Below are 19861 nucleotides of genomic sequence, written 5' to 3'. Positions count from 1 at the left end.
TCTCCGTGGTGCACGACGGCGTATCCGCGCTGGAGGCGGCCCGGCAGCACGCGCCCCAGGTTGCGTTTCTCGATATCCGCATGCCGGGCATGAGCGGCATGGACGTGGCGCGCGAGCTGATGGCGTTCGATCCGCCGCCCCTGGTGGTGTTCGTCACGGCGTACGACCAGTTCGCGCTGGAAGCATTCGAGCGCGAGGCGGTCGACTACGTGCTCAAGCCCGTGCAGCCCGACCGGCTGGAGGCCACTGTGCACCGCCTCAAGGCAAGGCTGGCGGCCCATGCGCAGGCGAGCGAGGAGGGCGGCTCCGCGCTCGACACCGATCGCCTGGCGCAGTTGCTGGCCCGCCTCGAGACCCTGGAGCCCGGTGGCGCGCCAGCGCAGCAGGCCCCGGCGGGTTCGCCCCAGCATGGCTACCTGCGGTTCATCAAGGCGCTGGTCGGGCAGGAAATCCGCATCATCCCGGTGGATGAAGTGATCTACCTAGAGGCGACCGACAAGTACGTCAACGTCGTGTCCGCCAGCGGGGAAGCGCTGATCCGCACCAGCCTGCGCGAACTGTCGCAGCAACTCGATCCGGAACGCTTCTGGCAGATCCATCGCGGCACGGTGGTGAATATCGACTGCGTGGCCAGTGCCGTGAACCAGTCGCTCGGCCGGCTCGCGCTCAAGCTGCGCAATCGCGCGGAGACCTTGCCGGTGGCGCGCCAGTACGCCTACCTGTTCAAGCAGATGTAGCGGGCAGGGCACCCCTGCCGAGGGCGGTTTTACTCTATGATGCGATATTCGCAGCGCGCCCCTGGTCCGTGACCGGGCCAGGCAGCAGTGGCCGGCGCGCCAGGTTCAGCACGATACGCCCGATGACTGCCGCCGCTCTCGATCCCATTCGCAATCCGTTGCGCCACGATGCCCAGGTCATTGGCCTGGTCGGGCTGGCCCACGGCGTTTCCCACTTTTTCCACCTGCTGCTGGCGCCCCTGTTCCCATGGATCAAGGCCGAGTTTGGCCTGAGCTATGCCGAACTGGGTTTGCTGATGACGGTGTTCTTCGCCGTCTCGGCCGTGGTGCAGACTGCGTCTGGCTTCGTGGTCGACCGCTTCGGTGCCAAGCCGGTGCTGTTCGGCGGCCTTGGGCTGCTGGGCACGGCGGCCCTGCTGCTGTCGGTCAGCCCCAGCTACGCGATGCTGCTGCTTGGCGCCGGCGTGGCGGGGATCGGCAATGGCGTGTTCCATCCCGCCGATTTCACCTTGCTCAATAAACATGTGTCGCAGCCGCGGCTGGGCCATGCGTTCTCGGTGCACGGCATCTCGGGCAACCTTGGCTGGGCCGCCGCGCCGATCTTCCTGGTGACCATTGCCGAGTTCAGCACCTGGCGCACCGCGCTCGCCTGCGCTTCGGCCGTGGCCTTCGGCGTGCTGGCGGTGCTGCTGGCCTTCCGGCACGTGCTCGACCCGCGCGGCACCGCCGGCGCGGCGCCCAGGCCGGCCGCGGCCAAGGCGGGCGGCAGCATGCTGGCGTTTCTCAAGTTGCCGCAGGTGTGGATCTGCTGGGCCTTCTTCCTGGTCACTACCTTTTCGTTCTCCGGCATCCAGAGTTTCGCGCCGACCGCACTGACCCAGCTCTACGGCATGCCGCTGACGCTGGCCACGGCGTCCTACACCGTCTACATGCTGTGCAGCGCCGGCGGCATGATCGTGGGCGGCTTCGCCGCGGGACGCACCAGCAACCACGACCGCCTGATTGCGATGAGCTTCACGCTGTCGGGCCTTGTCGCCATCGTGGTGGGGCTGGGCGTGCTGCCGGCCGTGATGGTGCCGGTGCTGATGGGCGTGATCGGCTTCGGCGCCGGTACGGCCGGGCCTTCGCGCGATCTGCTGGTGCGCGCCGCCGCGCCGGCCGGGGCCACCGGGCGAGTCTATGGCGTGGTCTACTCCGGGCTGGATATCGGGCTGGCCAGCGGACCGCTGTTCTTCGGCATGCTGATGGATGCGCACTGGCCGAGCTGGGTCTTCTTCATGATCGGCGCTTTCCAGATGCTGGCGATCTTCACCGCCGTCACGGTAGGCAATGGCAACCGCTCGCGCCGTGATGCGGGGGGCAACCGCGCGGCCGCCAGCTGACACGCTGCCGGCCCGGACTGCCCACGCCCTGTGCTGATACCAAATTCCTGATCCACGGTTCCGCACGGAACCATCAACTTGTCCACTGCCCATGGTCAATCCTGCCGCCACGCCGTCCCATGCCGCCCCCGACGGGGCACCGCCGCTCCAGCCGGGCGGCCATATCCTGGTCGATGCGCTGCTGGCGCACGGCGCCGAACTGGCCTTCGGCGTTCCCGGCGAGAGCTATCTGGCGGTGCTCGATGGCTTCCACGCGCGGCGCGACCGCCTGCGCTTCGTGATCTGCCGGCAGGAAGGGGGCGCGGCGGTCATGGCCGAAGCCTACGGCAAGCTGACCGGGCAGCCCGGCCTGGCGTTCTGCACGCGCGGCCCCGGCGCCACCAATGCCAGCATCGGCGTCCATACGGCGTACCAGGATTCCACGCCGATGATTCTCTTCATCGGCCAGGTCGGCAGCGATTTTGCCGATCGCGAGGCCTTCCAGGAGATCGACTACCGCCGCATGTTCGGCCAGATGGCCAAGTGGGTGGCGCAGATCGAGCGGGCCGAGCGGATTCCCGAATACATCGCCCGCGCCTACCAGACCGCTACCTCGGGCAGGCCCGGCCCCGTGGTCCTGGCGCTGCCGGAGGACATGCTGACCCAGCAGGTTGCCRTAACGCAGCTGGCGCACTACCAGCGCGTCATGAGTTGGCCGGGCGAGGGCGATCTGGCCCGCCTTGCCAGTATGCTGGGCAGCGCCGAGCGGCCTTTCGTGATTGCCGGCGGCAGCGGCTGGACGCCCGAGGCCTGCCAGGACCTGCAGCATTTTGCCGGACGCTTCCAGTTGCCGGTGGGCTGCGCCTTTCGCTTCCAGGACCTGTTCGACAGCCGCCACGCCAGCTATGCGGGCGATGTCGGTATCGGCATCAACCCGCAACTGGCCGAACGCATCCGCGCTGGCGACCTGGTGCTTGCCATCGGCCCGAGGCTGGGCGAGATGACCACCGGGGGCTATGCGCTGCTGGCCGCGCCGCGGCCGGCGCAGGCCCTGATCCATGTCCATGCGGGCGCCGAGGAACTGGGCAGCGTCTACCAGGCCGACCTGATGGTGCAGGCCTCGATGCCGGCCATCGCGAAACGGCTGGCCCAGCTCGATGCCCCCGCCACGCCGCGCTGGCAGGCATGGACCGCCGCAGCGCACGCCGGTTACGAAGCCTACCTGGCACCGCCGACCTATACCGGGCAGGGCGTGGACATGGCCGCCATCGTGCGCACGCTGGATACCGTGCTGCCGGCCGATGCCGTTGTGACCAACGGCGCGGGCAACTACGCTAGCTGGCTGCACCGCTATTTCCGCTATCGCCCTTTTGCCGGCGGCGGCCGCGGCCAGCTTGCGCCGACCAGCGGCGCCATGGGCTACGGGGTGCCCGCGGCAGTGGGCGCCAAGATCGCCTTTCCAGGGCGCACGGTGGTGGCGCTGGCCGGGGATGGCTGCTTCCTGATGAATGGCCAGGAACTTGCCACCGCGATGCAGTACGGGGCGGCCGTGATCATCATCGTCGTCAACAATGGCATGTACGGCACCATCCGCATGCACCAGGAGCGTGAGTATCCCGGCCATGTGAGCGGCACCGAACTGCACAACCCGGATTTCGCCGCGCTGGCGCGGGCATATGGCGCGCGTGGCGCCGTCGTGACCCGCAACGAAGCGTTCGAGCCGGCATTGCGCGAGGCGCTGGCCGCACCGGTTGCCAGCCTGATCGAGATCCGCATCGATCCGGAACAGATCACGCCGCGCACCACGCTGCAGGCCATTCGCGACCAGGCGCTGGCCGCGCGGGGCGCGTCCTGAGGCAGGCCGCCATCGCCTCGTCTAACGTGTTCTTTCCACCTTTCTGATTTGGGAGTTCTTCATGAGCTTTGCTACCACCGATCTCTGCGACGCCAATGAGGCACGGCTGGCCGACGGTTCGCTGCGCGTGCTGGCGCCGGTATTCCACCATTTCGGCAAACGCGCCGCGTTTTCCGGCCCGGCTGCCACGCTGAAGCTGTTCGAGGACAATTCGCTGGTGCGCGAAGCGGTCGAGTCGCCCGGCAACGGCCGCGTGCTGGTGGTGGATGGCGGCGGCTCGCTGCGCTGCGCGCTGGTGGGCGGCAACCTTGGCGTGCTGGCCGAGAAAAACGGTTGGGCCGGCATCATCGTCAATGGCTGCGTGCGCGATAGCGCTGAGCTTGCGGTCTGCGATATCGGCGTGCGCGCCCTGGCACTGCATCCGCAGAAAAGCCAGAAGCGCAATGTGGGCGAGCGCGAGGTCACGGTGCAGATGCCCGGCGCCGTGGTGCGGCCCGGCAACTGGATCTATGCCGACGCCGATGGCGTGCTGGTGGCGGACAGCAAGCTGGAGGGCTGAGCATGCCGGTGGTATTTGTCTACGGCACCCTGCGCGCGGGCGAAGTCAACGACCTCAACGCGGCCGCGCGCAAGCACGGCATTGCCGCGCCGCGCCTGCTCGGCTGCGCCACCGTGCCGGGCCGGCTCTATGACTTCGGCACCTATCCCGGCCTGGTGCTGGATGCCGGCGCCCCCGGCGTGGCTGGCGATTTGTACGAGGTGGATGCCGCCCTGGTGCCGGTGCTCGATGAAATCGAAGAGGTTTATCCGGGCCAGGCCACGCTGTTCGTTCGCGAGGAGCAGGTGGTGACGGCTGGCGACCAGGCCGTACGCTGCCTGCTGTACCCGGTGGGGGAGGACGCGGTGGCGGGTTTGCCGCGCATTGCCTCCGGTGACTGGGTGGCCTACCGGCGTGAGCGCGAGGCAAATCCGCCTGCGTAGGACCGCACGGGGGGTGCTGGATGCGTTCCTCCTTGAGCAGCATCGCGGCCGGCACTGCCGGCCGTTTGTTTTTCACAATGCGGAAAGATGTTTTGCGCGGCAAAAAATGTAGATGCGAAGCACAACTGCCGTTTCTCATGATGGAGAACCGTTTGCCGTATCGTGAAATATGTTTCGTAAGTTATTGATTTAAAACAGTAAAAAAACTCAGCAGCGACTGCATTCCGTGCTGTTGCGACGCGGGACGTTTCCCTACACTCTTATATAAGACACATGACCTGAGGCGTGAAAAACAGGGGTGGCGAGGCAGCAGGACCTGGCCTCCAAACCGTCCCCCCAAGCGCACCGGTCGGCAAGCTCGGCACCGTGGTCCGGCAAGCCTGTCGCAAGTTGCTTATGCCATACCCGTCATCATCACTAGGAGAGTGAAATGTCCCGCGAAACCGAAGCAAAGAACCTGCAAACAGAATGGGATACCAACCCCCGCTGGAAGGGCGTCGCGCGTCACTACACCGCCGATGACGTTGTGCGCCTGCGCGGCTCCGTGCAGATCGAGCATACCCTGGCCCGCCGCGGTGCCGAAAAGCTGTGGCACCTGCTTAACACCGAACCGTTCGTCAATACGCTGGGCGCGCTGACGGGCAACCAGGCCATGCAACAGGTCAAGGCTGGCCTSAAGGCCATCTACCTGTCGGGCTGGCAAGTSGCYGGCGACGCCAACCTGGCCGGCGARATGTAYCCSGACCAGTCGCTGTACCCGGCCAACTCGGTGCCGCAAGTGGTCCGCCGCATCAACAACACCTTCCAGCGCGCCGACCAGATCCAGTGGAGCGAAGGCAAGGGCGACACCGACTACTTCGCGCCCATCGTGGCCGATGCCGAAGCCGGTTTCGGCGGCGTGCTGAACGCCTTCGAACTGATGAAGTCCATGATCGACGCGGGCGCAGCCGGCGTTCACTTCGAAGACCAGCTGGCTTCGGTCAAGAAGTGCGGCCACATGGGTGGCAAGGTGCTGGTGCCGACGCGTGAAGCTGTCGCCAAGCTGACCGCCGCGCGCCTGGCTGCCGACGTGTCCGGCGTGCCGACCCTGGTGATCGCCCGTACCGACGCTGAAGCCGCCGACCTGCTGACTTCCGACGTGGACGAGCGCGATCGCCCGTTCTGCACCGGTGAGCGCACGGTGGAAGGCTTCTACCGCACCAAGCCCGGCATCGAGCAATCGATCTCCCGCGCCCTGGCCTACGCGGAAGTGGCCGACCTGGTGTGGTGCGAAACCGGCAAGCCGGACCTGGAATTCGCCAAGAAGTTTGCCGAAGCCGTCCACGCCAAGTTCCCTGGCAAGCTGCTGGCCTACAACTGCTCSCCGTCSTTCAACTGGMRSAAGMACCTGGACGACCCCACCATCGCCAAGTTCCAGAAGGAACTGGGCGCCATGGGCTACRAGTTCCAGTTCATCACGCTGGCTGGCTTCCACTCGCTGAACTACTCGATGTTCAACCTGGCCTACGGCTATGCCCGCAACCAGATGACCGCCTTCGTCGAACTGCAGGAAAACGAGTTCAAGGCGGCCGAGAAGGGCTTCACCGCCGTCAAGCACCAGCGCGAAGTCGGCACCGGCTACTTCGACGCAGTGACCCAGACCATCGAAGGCGGCCAGTCGTCGACTACCGCGCTCAAGGGTTCGACCGAAGACGAACAGTTCTTCGACGACAAGAAAGTGGCCTGATGTTTCGGATCTTCGGATCTGCAGATCAATAGCTGGTCACCTGGAGGGCGTGCGACCATCACGCCCTTCATTTAGGCGCCGCGCCGTGTCTCTCTCAGGGACGGCGCGGTTTTTTGCTTTCTGGCGCCTGGCCGATGCCCGGACCGGCAGGGGAGTCGGGGTCGATGAGTGAGAAATGTCAAAAATTGTGACTGTAGCGATTCAGACATTTGTCGTTCACTTGGAATGATTTCAGCGATATGATTCCACCCGTGTGTCAAAAGAGGCACACAGCAGGGTTGCCGGTTAGTCACCGGCGCATATCCATAAAGATCACTGGCGGCAATCCAGCCGGTGCACATTCCAAGAAGAAAACCAAGCATGAAGCACAAACTCTCCCTGGCGGCCATCGCCGGTCTTTCCGCCATTCTGGTCGGCTGCGCCGGCACCAATGTCGACGGCATGATGGGTGCCGGCACGTCGCTGTTCAAGGCGGCCTCCCTGAGCGACGGCGACGTCAAGACCATGTCCGACAAGTCGTGCGCCGAGCTCGACAGCACCAACAAGATAGCTGCGCCCAGCAGCAACTACGCCAAGCGCCTGACCAAGATCATGGCCGGCCTGCAGTCGCCCGGYGTGCCGAACGTCAATGCCAAGGTCTACCTGACCAAGGACGTCAACGCCTGGGCCATGGCAAACGGCTGCGTGCGCGTGTACAGCGGCCTGATGGACATGATGACCGACGACGAAGTGCGCGGCGTGGTTGGCCACGAACTGGGTCACGTGGCCCTGGGCCACACCAAGAACAAGATGCAGGTGGCATACGCCGCCATGGCGGCGCGCGGCGCGCTGGCCGYCAGCGGCAATGGCGCCGTGGCTGCCTTGTCGGCATCGCAACTGGGCGAACTGGGCGAGCAGCTGATCAACGCGCAATTCTCGCAAACGCAGGAGAGCGCCGCCGACGACTACTCGTACGACCTGCTGACCAAGAATAAGGCCAATACCCGCGGCCTGGTCTCGGCGTTCCAGAAGCTGGCCAAGCTGGACGGCGGCAAGTCGGGCATGTTCTCGTCGCACCCTGGCTCGGAAGACCGCGCCAAGCATATCGAAGACCGCATCAAGTCGGCCAGCTGATCTCAACCGGCGCAGCCGGTTAGACGGAAGGACGGAAGGATGAAAAGGCTGGCTGCCCCGACGGGCAGCCAGCCTTTTTGAATTCCACCGCCTCATGCCATGGCGCGTGCCGGCGCTCAGCGATACACGATGACCGGAATGTCTGTGTGCGTGAGTACCTTCTGTGTTTCGCTGCCCAGCAACAGGCCGGAGAGACCGCGCCTGCCATGCGATGCCATGAAGATCACGTCGCAGCCATGGCGCTCGGCCGCGTCGATGATGCCCAGGTAGGGCACGGCAAAGGTGCTCATGTCGGCGTCAAAACTGATGCCGTCGGCCCTGGCTGCGGTTTCCACTTCCTTCAGGTACAGCTTGGCCTGGCTTTCGATGCGGTCCTTGAAGGCCTGGGGCGCTTCCACCACGATCTCGCTGAAGGGCGTGTAGGGATATTCCTCCAGGCAGACATAGGCGGTGACCCGCGCATTGATTGTCTTGGCCAGTTCCAGCGCGCCGTCGATGGCTTTCTTGGACAGCTCCGAACCGTCGGTGGGTAGCAGGATGTGCTTGAACATGCTGGACTCCTTAGGGACGCGGTTTAACGGGTGGTGGGGGGCAGGCCGCACGGCACCTGTCGGATTTCATTGTAGGCAGGGGTGGCTCATGCGTCATTGCCTTATATCAAATTACTGATTGACCGCCAGTTGCTGCCTGGCGGCGGAAGCTTGTTCCGCGCGCCGCCAGTACGCCGGATTCCCGTAGGTGTTCTTCAGATGGTCGATAAACAGCCGCACGCGCAGCGGCAAGTGCTTGCGCTGCGGAAAGACCGCATGAATGCCGATCGGCGGCGCCTGGAACTCATCCAGCACGGTGACCAGCCGGCCACTCGCGATCTCTTGCCCCACCTCCCACCATGATCGCCAGGCCAGCCCGTGGCCTTGCAGGCACCAGGCGTGCAGCACCGCGCCATCGGAACATTCCATGGTGCCGCCGACCTTGACGGTGAGAGGGCGTCCTTCCTGCTGGAAGGCCCAGCCGCGCTGCACATTGGCGCTGGCGCCGAAGGCCAGGCAATTGTGGCGGGTCAGGTCCTCGGGCAGGGCGGGTACGCCGTGACGCGACAGGTAATTGGGAGAGGCCACCACCACGCGCCGGTTCTCGGCCAGGCGGATCGAGACCAGGCTGGAATCGGGCAGGTCGCCCAGGCGGATGGCGCAGTCGAAGCCCTCGTTGACCAGGTCGACCACGCGGTCGGACAGGTCCAGGGTGATGGTCACATCCGGATGCGACTCGATGAACAGCGGCACCAGCGGCGCCACATGCTTGCGCCCGTAGCCAGCCGGCGCGGTCACGCGCAGGTGGCCGCTGGCCTTGACGCCGCCGGCCGAGACGCTGGCTTCGGCGTTGTGCAGGTCGTTGAGGATGCGCTGGCAGTCCTCCAGGAACGCCGAGCCCTCGAAGGTCAGGCTGATCTTGCGGGTGGTGCGCAGCAGCAGCTTGACGCCCAGGCGCTCTTCCAGCGCATCGATGCGGCGCCCGATGATGGCAGGCGCCACRCCCTCCGCCGCCGCCGCCGCCGACAGGCTGCCCCGCGCGGCCACGGAGACGAACGTCTCCAATTGCTTGAAATGATCCACGGTATTCGCCAGTTTTGTGCCTCATTCCGCCCAAAAATCGGGGGGCTTGAAGCAATGGGGTGGATTTGGTGCCTATTCTTTACAGCGTTCGCAAAGATTAGTGGGGTAAAAGTAAAAGATCAAGTGACCCGGGCCGACTTTGCCGCACCGCAACGTCTCCCTACAATGCATGCATTCATTGGTGTACAGGCCCACGCAATGCGCTGGCCTGCCGGGTTTGCCCAGGGGAACCGCTTCAGCTCATGCAAAAGATCCGCGCAGTCGTCTTCGATGCCTACGGCACGCTGTTCGACGTGTATTCCGTCACCGCGCGCGCGGAGCAATTGTTTCCGGGCAAGGGCGAAGCGCTGGCGCTGCTGTGGCGCGAGCGGCAGATCGACTACACCCGCATCCGCTCGCTGGCCGCGCCCGACGGCGCATACTACAAGCCGTTCTGGGCGATCACGGTGGACGCGCTGCGCTATGCCGCCGAGCGCCTGCAACTGGTGCTGAACCCCGCCGCGGAGGCGCAGCTGCTCAAGGAATATGCCTGCCTGTCTGCCTTCCCGGAGAATCTCGGGGCGCTCAAGCGCCTGCGGGCCGCCGGGCTGCCGCTGGGCATCCTGTCCAACGGCAATCCCGAGATGCTGGACATCTCGGTCAAGAGCGCCGGCATGCACGGGCTGTTCGACCACGTGCTGTCGGTGGATGCGGTGCGCATGTACAAGACCGCGCCCGACGCCTACGCGCTGGGCCCCAAGGCCTTCGGCGTACCGGCCGGGGAAATCCTCTTCGTCTCGTCCAACGGCTGGGACGCTTGCGGCGCCACCTGGTATGGCTACACCACGTTCTGGATCAATCGTGCCGGCCATCCGGCGGAGCAGCTCGATGTGAGCCCCTCCGGCACCGGGCACGACATGAACGACCTGCTCGAATTCGCCCGCACCCGCGGTGCGGCGGTTTGACAGCGGGCACCCTAAACAAACCATCGATCACAGGAGAACACTGATGGCCATCACGCTGCCTGCGGGCATGAAGATTACCGGCGAAATCCTGCCGGCCTACGAAGACATCCTCACGCCGGCGGCCCTGGCCCTGGTGGACAAACTGCATCGCGCCTTCGAGCCGCGCCGCCAGCAACTGCTGGCTGCCCGCGTCGAGCGCACCAAGCGCCTGGACGCCGGCGAGCTGCCCGACTTCCTGCCTGAAACCAAGAGCGTGCGCGAAGGCGACTGGAAGGTCGCGCCGGTGCCCCCCGCGCTGCATTGCCGCCGCGTGGAAATCACCGGCCCGGTGGAAGCCAAGATGGTCATCAACGCGTTCAACTCCGGCGCGGACAGCTACATGACCGACTTCGAGGACTCCAACACCCCCAACTGGCACAACCAGTTGCAGGGTCAGGTGAACCTCAAGGCCGCCGTGCGCCGCACCCTCACGCTGGACTCGAACGGCAAGCACTACAAGCTCAACGACAAGATCGCCACGTTGCAAGTGCGYCCGCGCGGCTGGCACCTGGACGAAAAGCACGTCACCATCGACGGCCAGCGCGTCTCCGGCGGCATCTTCGATTTCGCGCTGTTCCTGTTCCATAACGCCAAGGAACAGATCGCACGCGGCGCCGGCCCGTTCTTCTACCTGCCGAAGATGGAAAGCCACCTCGAAGCCCGTCTGTGGAACGACGTCTTCGTCATGGCCCAGAACGAAATCGGCCTGCCGCAAGGCACCGTCAAGGCGACCGTGCTGATCGAAACGATCCTGGCCGCCTTCGAGATGGAAGAAATCCTGTATGAACTGCGCGAGCACAGCGCTGGCCTGAACGCCGGCCGCTGGGACTACATCTTCTCGTGCATCAAGAAGTTCAAGGTTGACAAGAACTTCTGCCTGGCCGACCGCGCCAAGGTCACCATGACCTCGCCGTTCATGCGCTCGTACGCGCTGCTGCTGCTCAAGACCTGCCACAAGCGCGGCGCGCCCGCCATCGGCGGCATGAGCGCACTGATCCCGATCAAGAACGATCCGGAGAAGAACGCCATCGCCATGCAAGGCATCATCAACGACAAGAAGCGCGATGCCACCGACGGCTACGACGGCGGCTGGGTGGCGCACCCGGGACTGGTCGAGCCGGCCATGAAGGAATTCGTGGCAGTGCTGGGCGACGCGCCCAACCAGTTCGGCAAGCAGCGCGACGACGTTAACGTGACCGCCAAGGACCTGCTGGACTTCCAGCCGGAAACCCCGATCACCGAAGCCGGCCTGCGCATGAACATCAACGTCGGCATCCACTACCTCGGCTCCTGGCTGGCCGGCAACGGCTGCGTGCCCATCCATAACCTGATGGAAGACGCCGCCACCGCCGAAATCTCGCGCTCGCAAGTGTGGCAGTGGATCCGCTCGCCCAAGGGCAAGCTGGAAGACGGCCGCAAGGTGACCGCAGAGATGGTGCGCGCGCTGATCCCGGAAGAACTGGCCAAGGTCAAGGAGTTCGTCGGTGGCGACACCAGGACCTATGACCGCGCCGGCGAAATCTTCGAGCAGATGTCCACGTCGGAAGATTTTGCCGAGTTCCTGACGCTGCCGCTGTACGAGGAAATCTGATCGGACCGTTGCAGTAGACTGGCCGGGGTTCTGCCCCGGCGTAAATAACCCGCAGCCACCCGCGCTGCGGGTTTTTTTATGGATGCGCCCGGCTGGGCACATCCGCTGCCGGTGGCGCTGGTTCGGCGGTCCGCCGCCCGCTGGCACATCCTCAGCGCTTATTGCATCGGCTTCACACTGTTCATCGGGTGTACGGTCTTCGTGTCGCAATGGATAGCAGCGCACTTGCCGTAGTGACGTGCTGCGGGTCCGAGCGGGCGCAGCGTTTCACGCGCGAGGAAGTCCGGATCGGATGCGGGGAGGGAGGGCGAAGTGGTCATGCGGCAGCGGCAATGATGGAGGTGGCGGGTCCGGAGGCGGCTGCGGGATGCGCGGGGCGCTTGAGGCCCAGGTGTTCGCGCAGCGTGCTGCCCGAGTACTCGGTACGGAACAGGCCGCGGCGGCGCAATTCCGGCAGCACCAGCGCGATGAAATCGGTGAGCCCGCCCGGCAATACCGGCGACATGATGTTGTAGCCGTCGGCGCCGAATTTCCGGAAGCGCTCTTCGAGCTGGTCCGCGATCTGTACGGGCGTGCCGACCAGTTGCCAGTGGCCGCGCGCGCCGGCCACGCGCTGGTAGAGCTGGCGGATGGTCAGGTTCTCGCGCCGCGCGAGATCGATCACCAGGCGCTGGCGGCTCTTGCTGGCGTTGGTCTCGGGCAGTTCGGGAATCGGCCCGTCGAGCGGATAGCCGGACAGGTCGAAGCCGCCGCTCAGGCCCGATACCAGTGCCAGCCCGACCACGGGGTCGATCAGCGATTGCAGTTGCTCGAATTTCTCCCGGGCTTCGCTCTCGCTTTCCGCCACGACCGGGAACACGCCGGGCAGGATCTTGAGATCGTCCGGCTCGCGGCCGTATCTGGCTAGCCGCCCCTTGACGTCGGCATAGAACGCCACCGCGTCCTCCACGGTCTGCTGCGCCGTGAACACAGCCTCACCGGTGCGGGCCGCCAGCTCCTTGCCGGCTTCCGATGAGCCAGCCTGCACCACGACCGGGTGGCCCTGCGGCGTCCGCGAAACGTTAAGCGGCCCCTGCACCGAGAAATGCTTGCCCTTGTGGCGCAGCACATGGCGCCGGGCCGGATCGTAGTAGCGCCCGCTGGCCTTGTCGCGCAGGAAGGCGTCGTCTTCCCAGCTGTTCCACAGGCCGGTGACCACGTCGGCAAATTCGGCGGCTCGCTCGTAGCGCTCGGCATGCGCCAGGTGGTGGTCGCGGTTGAAGTTGCGCGCTTCGTGCTCGCTCGACGATGTGACCAGGTTCCAGCCCGCGCGTCCACCGGAAATGTGGTCCAGAGAGGCGAACTTGCGGGCCACGTGATAGGGCTCGTTGAAGCTCGTCGATGCCGTGCCGACCAGGCCGATGCGCTCGGTCACCGCGCCCAGTGCCGATAGCAGGGTGATGGGTTCGAACTGCGCCTGGTAGCTGTGCGCGGTGCGGCTGAGAAACTCGGTATCGTCGCCGCGCGTGCCCACGCCGTCGGCCAGGAAGATCAGGTCGAACTTCGCCGCCTCGGCGGCCTGCGCCAGCGCCACGTAATGCCTGAAGTCGATGCCGGCGTCGGCCTTGGCGTCGGGATGGCGCCAGGCGGCGATATGGTGGCCGCTGGGGTAAAGGAAGGCGCCCAGGCTGAGGAAACCGCTACGTTGAGCCATGATGGATTGTCTCGCGTCTTGCTGATGTCAGTGTTGGTGTCAGGCCGACTCGCGGGCGCTTTGCCGCCCTTGCGGCCGTGCCAGGCCCAGATGCTCGCGCAGCGTGCCGCCTTCGTACTCCGTGCGGAAGATGCCGCGCCGCTGCAAGATCGGCACCACGCCGTCGACAAAATCCTGCAGTCCGCCGGGCAATGCATCGGGCATCAGGTTGAAGCCGTCGGCCGCGCCGTGCCGGAACCAGTGCTCGATGTCGTCGGCGATCTGCTCCGGCGTGCCGACGATCACGCGGTGCCCGCCGCCGCCCGCCAGCTCGCGGATCAGTTCGCGCACGGTATAGCCGTGGCGCCGCGCCAGCGCGAGCGTGGCATTGAAGAAGGTATGGTTGCCGTTGCCATTGGCCGGCAGGGCGAGGCTGGCGGGCAGGCGTTCGTCGAGCTTGAGGCGGTCCGGCGTGATGCCCAGCGTGCCGGCCAGCCGCGTCAGGCTGTAGTCCCACGGGATCAGGTCGACCAGCTCGTCGCGCCGCCGGCGCGCCTGTGCTTCCGTTGCGCCGATGATGGTGGTCAGCCCCGCCAGCACCTGAACGGCATCGGGTCCGCGCCCTAGCGCCTGCGCGCGCGATTTCAGCTCGCGCCCGTAGGCCAGCGACTCCTCGAACGATTGCGAGGCCGAGAACACGGCTTCCGCGTGGCGCGCCGCCAGCTCGCGGCCATCCGCGGAGCCGCCTGCCTGCACCACCACCGGATGGCCTTGCGGCGAACGCGGCAGGTTGAGCGGTCCTTGCACCGAGAAATGCTCGCCATGGTGCGCGATCGGCAGCACCTTGCCCGGGTCGACGAAGCGGCCCGATGTCTTGTCGCCGACGAAGGCATCGTCCTCCCAGCTGTCCCACAGCGCCTTGACGACCGCGGTGAACTCGGAAGCGCGCGCATAGCGCTGCGCGTGATCCGGCGCCGCGTCGCGCCCGAAGTTGCGCGCCGAGGGCGCGTCGGCGGTGGTGACCACATTCCATCCGGCGCGCCCGGCGCTCACGTGGTCCAGCGTGGCGAAACGCCGCGCGATGTTGTAGGGCTCGTTGTAGCTGGTGGACGCCGTGCCGATCAGGCCGATATGCGTGGTGGCCGCCGCGATGCTCGCCAGCAGCACGGTCGGCTCCAGCGCGGTGATCGGGCGGAAGTGGATCTGGTCGACGATGGCGGCGTTATCCGCGAGGAAGACCGCGTCGAGCTTGCCGGCCTCGGCGATCTGCGCCACGCGGATGTAGTGCCGCACATCGGCGAAGGCGCCGGGGTCGCTCTCGGGCAGCCGCCAGGCCGACGGCACGAAACCCGAATGCAGGATGTTGATGTTGAGGTGAAGCTGGCGCGGCCGGCGCGATGCAAGCGGTGCGCTCATTGGAATGTCCCCGGTTCCGGATGGCCTTCGCCGAGTACCCAGCGGCCTACATTGCGGGTCTTGTATTCCGACGGGTTGTGCAGCGTGTGGATGCGGGCGTTGCGCCAGAAGCGGTCCAGGCCAACCTTGCGCACCGCCGAGCGTGCGCCGGTGACTTCGAAGATATCGCTGGAGACCTGCAAAGCGACTTCGCCGGCCAGCACATTGGCTGCCGCAATGGCGACAGCCGCTTCGCCGCGTTCTTCGGCGGTGAGCTTTTCGCCGCGCGCCTGCACGCCGTCGAGCGCCGCCAGCGCGCGGTCGGCCAGCGCGGTGGCAGCCTGGGTCCTGACCCAGAGTTCGCCGTACTGGCGCCGCACCCAGGGGTCGTCGACATGGCGCTCCACGCCCGAGTGGATCCACGGGCGCGACTGGTGCACCGTGTATTCGCRCCCGGCGCGCAGCGCGCCCTGGGCCGTGCCGATAAACACGTTGAGCAGCACGCTTTGCTGCTGCAGCGGCGTGACCGTGCGGTAGGGCTCGGGCGGCGCGCCGGTGGGATTCAGCGGCACGGGCTCGCCCAGCACCTCGTCCTGGTGTACGCGCACGCCGCGGTAGGTGACGCGGCCGCTGCCGGTCTGGCGCTGGCCGATGCCGTCCCAGTCATCCTCGATCACGATGCCCTCGCGGTCCGCGGGAATCGCGGCGAAGCGTCGCTCGCCGCTTTCGGCATCCTCCCAGGCAATCGCCAGGAAGTCGGCGACATGCGAGCCCGAGGTGAAGGGGCGGTAGCCGTCCAGCACGAACCACTCCCCGTCGCGCCGGCCAAACAGGCTGTTGGAAAAGCTGTTGGCGGTATTGCCCCAGAACCAGTTGCCCTCGACTGACCGGCGCCACAGGCTGGCCGCCTTCTCCGGTGCATTGCGCAAGCGCGGGCTCAGCAGGCTGCTGTAGTGATAGCCGAACAGATGGCCAAGCGAGCCATCCACCTGTGCGAACAGGCGTGTGATGCGCAGCACGGTCGACCAGGACTCGCCCTGGCCGCCATGCTCGCGCGGCAGCAGTAGGGCCAGCAGGCCGTGCTCCTTGAGCAAGCGGATCTGTGCCAGTGGTTTCCCGCCGGCCTGGTCGCGCGCGATGGCGTCTCCGGCGAAGCGGTCGCGCAGTGCCACGGCGCGCGTGACGAAGGGGTTGCCGGAGTCGGGTTCGAACAGCGCGGGCGCTGCATCTTCCAGCGCGTGAAGGTAAGCGACGTTAGCGGTCATGATGGCGTTCCGGTTGGTGCGCTCAGTGCACCTTGGCAAAACCGTGGCGTTCGGCCAGCAGTTCGAGGATGCGGCGGCTGTCGGTGACGAAGCGCAGTTCGCCCAGGGCTTGCGCATCGGCGGGTGCCGGCGCGGCGTCGCCCAGGACCAGCGCGGGCAGGCCCTGGTGCGCTTCGCCGAGCACGGCGATCACCGTCTGGCGCGGACGCGCGAAGGGCACGCGCGTGATGTCGAGATGCCCGGCCAGCGCCGGGTCAGAGGCCAGCAAGCCTTCGATGGCCAGGCAATGCGGGCAGACGTAGCGTTCGCCGGGTTGCTTGGGGTCGGTGAATCCGGGTTGCAGCAGGAACAGTCGATCGCGGCTCATGGGAATCAATGAAATGAATCAATGGAATACCGGGTGATCGGTAAAGTCAGCGGTACACGGCCGGGGAGGGGAATTCGCCCGTGAGCAGCCATGTGCCCACCGTGCGTTTCTTGTATTCCGCCGGGTTGTGCAGCGTATGCGTGCGCACGTTGCGCCAGAAGCGGTCGAAGCCGTTGGCGTTGGTGGCGGAGCGCGCGCCCATGACCTCGAAGATCTCGCTGGAAACGGCCAGACCGGTTTCCCCCGCGTACAGGTTGGCCGTGGCCAGTTCGATCGCCGCGCGTCCGCGCAACTCCGGCGTCAGCGCCGCGCCGTGGCGGTAGATCGCGTCCAGGCTGCGCGCGGCCTGGTCGGCCAGTTCCGTGGCCGCCAGCGTGCGGATGGCGAGTTCGCCGTACTTGCGCTGGACCCACGGGTCATCGACATGGCGCGCCACGCCCGAGTGGATCCACGGGCGCGACTGCGTGGCGGTATAGGCACGGCCTTCGTCCAGCGCTCCCTGCGCCGTGCCAATGAACACATTGAGCAGCACGCTTTGCTGCAGCAGCGTGACCAGCGAGGCAAAGGGCGTCAGCGGATCGTCGGGCTGGCCCAGGAGTTCGTCGTCGCGCACCAGCACGCCGTTGAAGGTGACGGTGCCGCTGCCGGTCTGGCGCTGGCCGATGCCGTCCCAGTCATCCTCGATCACGATGCCGGCGCGCTCCGCCGGCACGACGCCCGTCAGCCGCTGGCCGAGTTCGTTTTCCCAGGCGACCTGGATCACGTCGGCCACATGCGTGCCGCTGGAGAAGGGCCGGAAGCCGGTGACTATCCAGCCATCGTTGCCGGGCGCGCGCCGGGCGCCGGAGGTCTTCGACAGGGCATTGCCCGAATTGCTCCATAGCCATTGCTGCTGCGCGGCCTCACGCAGGAGGCGGTCTTTCTGCTCCGGCGCGCCGCGCGCCAGCACGGTATGCACGGGGAGGTGGTGGTAGCCGAAGAGGTGGGCCAGCGAGCCATCGGTGCGCGCGAACTCGCGCACGACCCGCAGCAGCGACAGCCACGAAGCGCCGCCGCCGCCGTAAGCCGCCGGAATGCCGGCCGCCAGCAGGCCGCTTTCCTTGAGCAGGCGAATCTGCGCGGTGGGCCGGCCGCCGGCTTTGTCGCGCTGCGCGGCATCGGTATGGAAGGACTCGCGCAGCACCACTGCGCGGGCGACGAAGGGATCGGTCAGATCCGGGCCGAAGGTGGACATGCTTGATTTGGCGAGGTGGACCGGCGGCGATGCGCCGGGCGGTCCGGTTGGGCCTGGAGCCCGCCGGAACACGGCCGGCAGGTTGGCCGGCGATGTCCCTGGCAAGCTCAGCGTTGTCTTCTCTTTGTCGTCTCGTTGTTTGCACCGGAGACACGATAGAACAAGCTCGCCACGCCACCAACGAAGCAAACTGCGCTTGCATATCCACTTTTATGGATGGCGGCCCGCCGCGATGGCCACTCGCAGGAATTTCCTCGCGACAGTTCGGAAGGGGCCCGTGCCCAGGCGAACCGCGCTTGCGGCAGCGCCGCCGCTAGGCCGCCTCCACGGCTCGTTTCCCGTCCATTGCAGCACCGTATCCTTCGCCCTTCCACTCGATGAAACAGATGCCATGGCCGAAGGGATCGGACAGCATGGCCTGCCGGCCCCAGACGAAATCCTGCGGCCAGTCCTCGAGTTCGGCGCCGGCTTCCAGCGCGCGCTCGATGGCGGCTTCGAGGTCTTCCACCACAAAGTCGAGTTGTACCGGCATCGAGCGCCGGCGATAGTTGCGCCGTCCGTCGGCACGTGCGCCGGGCGAGGTGCCTGGCGCACCGGCGAGCAGGTAGATGGGCGTGGTGCCGCCCGCCATTTCTGCCACGGTTCCGTCGAACAGCTTGCGCGCCAGGCGCAGTCCCAGGCCGCGCTGATAGAAGCCGATGCCGCGCGCGAGGTCGTCGACATCGATATTGACCAGCAATTGCATCGCTGCCTCCTGCTTAGATTGGGGCGATTTCACTCCGGAGCGTTCCGCCTGCCGCCACGTGCGTGCCGGATGCGGATGGTGAGTCAGACGCTTGCCAGCAAACATCCGCTGAGTGAGGAGCGGGATTGTGCGCCAACACTCCTGACAAATACTGTCAGGAGTGTTGTAGCCGGCGCCCGTCCGCGCAAGGCTGGCAAGGCGCCCGGAGCGGCCTTCAGGCGCGCGCCGGCGCCAGCAGCGCGGCCACGACGGGCGCCAGCGCATCGCCGAGCGCCATATGGTCGGCGGCATCAAGGTGCACGCCGTCGACCTCGCTGCTGCGGATCACCGTGCCGGTGTCGAACCAGTCGCAACCGCGGGCGCGGCAGACCGCCTCAAAGGCTTGCGCCAGCCCGGCGCATTTGTGCTCGCCACCCGCGAACTTGGGCGCCAGCGGCCCGCGCGGCTTAGTGATGGGGGGCGGCACCAGCACCAGTACCGGCGGCACCGGCATGCCGGGCTCGATGGGCGCGCCGCGGATCGCGTCGAGCAGGGCGCCGATGCCTTGCGCGGCATGCCAGGCATTGTGCGGGTGCATGGACTGGAAGTCGTTGCTGCCGAGCATCAGGATGACGAGGGCCAGCGGCGCGTGCATTTCCATGCGCTGTGCCAGGCCCTGGATGCCGTTGCGGCCGGGTTTGAAGGGGTCGTCCCAGACCGTGCGGCGGCCGTTGAGGCAGTCTTCGAGTATGCGGACCGGGCGCTGGCCGCCGGCGGCCGCGCCGTTCGCCACATTCAGGGCAAGCTCCAGGCGCCCAGGCCAGCGCACCGGCCAGGGCAGGCGCTGCCGCGTTCCCGGCACGATGCCCCACGACAGCGAGTCGGCATAGACCAATACCTGGAGCGGGTCGGCGTACGCGCTGTCGAGGGGGGAGGGAACGGTAGCGGACTGCGGGGGATGGCTCATGGGCATTCTCCGTGGCGGGCAGGACTGGCGGGAAGCGTCGGGTAAAGCCGCATTGGCAGCTTTGCGACAGGGTTCCGGGCGCGGAAGTTTTGCTGCGAACCTTGGCTCGGAAACCCTCATAATATCGGCTAACAATAGATCGGGAGAGTGAAGTTGCGTTTCGAGCACCTGGTGGAGATCAACGATCCACGAAATATCCAGTTGGACATGCTTACGCCGGAGCAGCTCTGGCAAGGGCTGGTGCTGCGCAGTGCCGAGCCCGAGCTGTTTGTGTGTG

The 19861-nt window shown here is 66.3% G+C and carries 18 protein-coding genes and 1 pseudogene; 10 read left to right on the top strand and 9 right to left on the bottom strand.

Going from position 1 to position 19861, the window contains the following annotated elements; translation table 11 throughout:
• The 7 genes from AC1DKD_RS23680 to loiP form a co-directional block, all read left to right on the top strand.
• Positions 1-737: LytR/AlgR family response regulator transcription factor (locus AC1DKD_RS23680; RefSeq protein WP_477143776.1), on the top strand; the 737-nt coding region annotated here is incomplete at its 5' end.
• Between the two features lie 122 nt (positions 738-859).
• Complete coding sequence (locus tag AC1DKD_RS23675; RefSeq protein WP_441634646.1) at positions 860-2119, top strand: MFS transporter; 1260 nt, start codon at positions 860-862, stop codon at positions 2117-2119.
• Positions 2120-2210: 91 nt separating this feature from the next.
• On the top strand, positions 2211-3953 hold the full coding sequence (locus tag AC1DKD_RS23670; protein ID WP_477143775.1) for a thiamine pyrophosphate-binding protein: 1743 nt from the start codon (positions 2211-2213) through the stop codon (positions 3951-3953).
• A 61-nt stretch (positions 3954-4014) separates the two neighbouring features.
• Complete coding sequence (rraA, locus tag AC1DKD_RS23665) at positions 4015-4512, top strand: ribonuclease E activity regulator RraA (RefSeq protein ID WP_477102495.1); 498 nt, start codon at positions 4015-4017, stop codon at positions 4510-4512.
• 2 nt (positions 4513-4514) lie between these two features.
• Positions 4515-4934: a gamma-glutamylcyclotransferase family protein gene (locus tag AC1DKD_RS23660; RefSeq protein WP_441634652.1), complete on the top strand. Its 420-nt coding sequence runs from the start codon at positions 4515-4517 to the stop codon at positions 4932-4934.
• Positions 4935-5364: 430 nt separating this feature from the next.
• Positions 5365-6660, top strand: coding sequence for an isocitrate lyase (gene aceA, locus AC1DKD_RS23655; protein ID WP_477143774.1), 1296 nt, complete (start codon positions 5365-5367; stop codon positions 6658-6660).
• Positions 6661-7020: 360 nt separating this feature from the next.
• Positions 7021-7773: a metalloprotease LoiP gene (loiP, locus tag AC1DKD_RS23650; protein WP_477143773.1), complete on the top strand. Its 753-nt coding sequence runs from the start codon at positions 7021-7023 to the stop codon at positions 7771-7773.
• 116 nt (positions 7774-7889) lie between these two features.
• Here the strand turns inward: loiP and AC1DKD_RS23645 are convergent, their stop codons facing one another.
• Together AC1DKD_RS23645 and AC1DKD_RS23640 are read right to left on the bottom strand one after the other, a co-directional pair.
• Positions 7890-8324 carry a universal stress protein gene (locus tag AC1DKD_RS23645; protein ID WP_035864994.1) on the bottom strand — a complete coding sequence of 145 codons (435 nt, stop codon included), beginning with the start codon at positions 8322-8324 and terminating at the stop codon, positions 7890-7892.
• 111 nt (positions 8325-8435) lie between these two features.
• Positions 8436-9386, bottom strand: coding sequence for a LysR family transcriptional regulator (locus tag AC1DKD_RS23640; protein WP_441634659.1), 951 nt, complete (start codon positions 9384-9386; stop codon positions 8436-8438).
• Positions 9387-9628: 242 nt separating this feature from the next.
• Between AC1DKD_RS23640 and AC1DKD_RS23635 the strand changes: the two genes are divergently transcribed.
• On the top strand, positions 9629-10330 hold the full coding sequence (locus AC1DKD_RS23635) for a haloacid dehalogenase type II (RefSeq protein WP_045241533.1): 702 nt from the start codon (positions 9629-9631) through the stop codon (positions 10328-10330).
• 43 nt (positions 10331-10373) lie between these two features.
• Positions 10374-11960, top strand: a complete 1587-nt coding sequence (gene aceB / locus AC1DKD_RS23630; RefSeq protein ID WP_441634661.1) for a malate synthase A — start codon at positions 10374-10376, stop codon at positions 11958-11960.
• A 316-nt stretch (positions 11961-12276) separates the two neighbouring features.
• Here aceB and AC1DKD_RS23625 read toward each other — a convergent pair whose 3' ends face one another.
• The 7 genes from AC1DKD_RS23625 to AC1DKD_RS23595 all read right to left on the bottom strand — a co-directional run bounded on the left by AC1DKD_RS23625 (position 12277) and on the right by AC1DKD_RS23595 (position 19584).
• Positions 12277-13653, bottom strand: a complete 1377-nt coding sequence (locus AC1DKD_RS23625; protein ID WP_441634663.1) for an LLM class flavin-dependent oxidoreductase — start codon at positions 13651-13653, stop codon at positions 12277-12279.
• Positions 13654-13692: 39 nt separating this feature from the next.
• On the bottom strand, positions 13693-15048 hold the full coding sequence (locus AC1DKD_RS23620) for an LLM class flavin-dependent oxidoreductase (protein WP_441634665.1): 1356 nt from the start codon (positions 15046-15048) through the stop codon (positions 13693-13695).
• Complete coding sequence (locus AC1DKD_RS23615; RefSeq protein WP_477143772.1) at positions 15045-16292, bottom strand: acyl-CoA dehydrogenase family protein; 1248 nt, start codon at positions 16290-16292, stop codon at positions 15045-15047. Before AC1DKD_RS23615 ends, AC1DKD_RS23620 begins: the two co-directional genes overlap by 4 nt.
• 22 nt (positions 16293-16314) lie before the next feature.
• Entirely contained in the window at positions 16315-16659 is a 345-nt protein-coding gene (locus AC1DKD_RS23610) for a DUF3088 domain-containing protein (RefSeq protein ID WP_441634669.1), read from the bottom strand.
• A gap of 46 nt (positions 16660-16705) precedes the next feature.
• Positions 16706-17893, bottom strand: coding sequence for an acyl-CoA dehydrogenase family protein (locus AC1DKD_RS23605; protein WP_441634671.1), 1188 nt, complete (start codon positions 17891-17893; stop codon positions 16706-16708).
• A gap of 313 nt (positions 17894-18206) precedes the next feature.
• On the bottom strand, positions 18207-18638 hold the full coding sequence (locus tag AC1DKD_RS23600; RefSeq protein ID WP_441634673.1) for a VOC family protein: 432 nt from the start codon (positions 18636-18638) through the stop codon (positions 18207-18209).
• A gap of 214 nt (positions 18639-18852) precedes the next feature.
• Complete coding sequence (locus AC1DKD_RS23595) at positions 18853-19584, bottom strand: SGNH/GDSL hydrolase family protein (RefSeq protein ID WP_441634675.1); 732 nt, start codon at positions 19582-19584, stop codon at positions 18853-18855.
• Between the two features lie 147 nt (positions 19585-19731).
• Here AC1DKD_RS23595 and AC1DKD_RS23590 point away from each other — a divergent pair.
• A pseudogene (locus AC1DKD_RS23590) lies at positions 19732-19861 on the top strand (DUF1857 domain-containing protein); the annotation flags it as partial.

This window comes from Cupriavidus sp. 05T313 (assembly GCF_056396665.1).
Note: the sequence above shows the minus strand (reverse complement) of the source record. Positions and strands in the feature narration are given on the sequence as shown.

Coding starts and splice junctions, on each gene's coding strand:
- AC1DKD_RS23610 (WP_441634669.1), bottom strand. CDS start 16,659: ATGAGCCGCGATCGACTGTTCCTGCTGCAACCCGGATTCACCGACCCC.
- AC1DKD_RS23595 (WP_441634675.1), bottom strand. CDS start 19,584: ATGAGCCATCCCCCGCAGTCCGCTACCGTTCCCTCCCCCCTCGACAGC.
- AC1DKD_RS23620 (WP_441634665.1), bottom strand. CDS start 15,048: ATGAGCGCACCGCTTGCATCGCGCCGGCCGCGCCAGCTTCACCTCAAC.
- AC1DKD_RS23645 (WP_035864994.1), bottom strand. CDS start 8,324: ATGTTCAAGCACATCCTGCTACCCACCGACGGTTCGGAGCTGTCCAAG.
- rraA (WP_477102495.1), top strand. CDS start 4,015: ATGAGCTTTGCTACCACCGATCTCTGCGACGCCAATGAGGCACGGCTG.
- AC1DKD_RS23600 (WP_441634673.1), bottom strand. CDS start 18,638: ATGCAATTGCTGGTCAATATCGATGTCGACGACCTCGCGCGCGGCATC.
- AC1DKD_RS23625 (WP_441634663.1), bottom strand. CDS start 13,653: ATGGCTCAACGTAGCGGTTTCCTCAGCCTGGGCGCCTTCCTTTACCCC.
- AC1DKD_RS23675 (WP_441634646.1), top strand. CDS start 860: ATGACTGCCGCCGCTCTCGATCCCATTCGCAATCCGTTGCGCCACGAT.
- AC1DKD_RS23605 (WP_441634671.1), bottom strand. CDS start 17,893: ATGTCCACCTTCGGCCCGGATCTGACCGATCCCTTCGTCGCCCGCGCA.
- AC1DKD_RS23660 (WP_441634652.1), top strand. CDS start 4,515: ATGCCGGTGGTATTTGTCTACGGCACCCTGCGCGCGGGCGAAGTCAAC.
- AC1DKD_RS23635 (WP_045241533.1), top strand. CDS start 9,629: ATGCAAAAGATCCGCGCAGTCGTCTTCGATGCCTACGGCACGCTGTTC.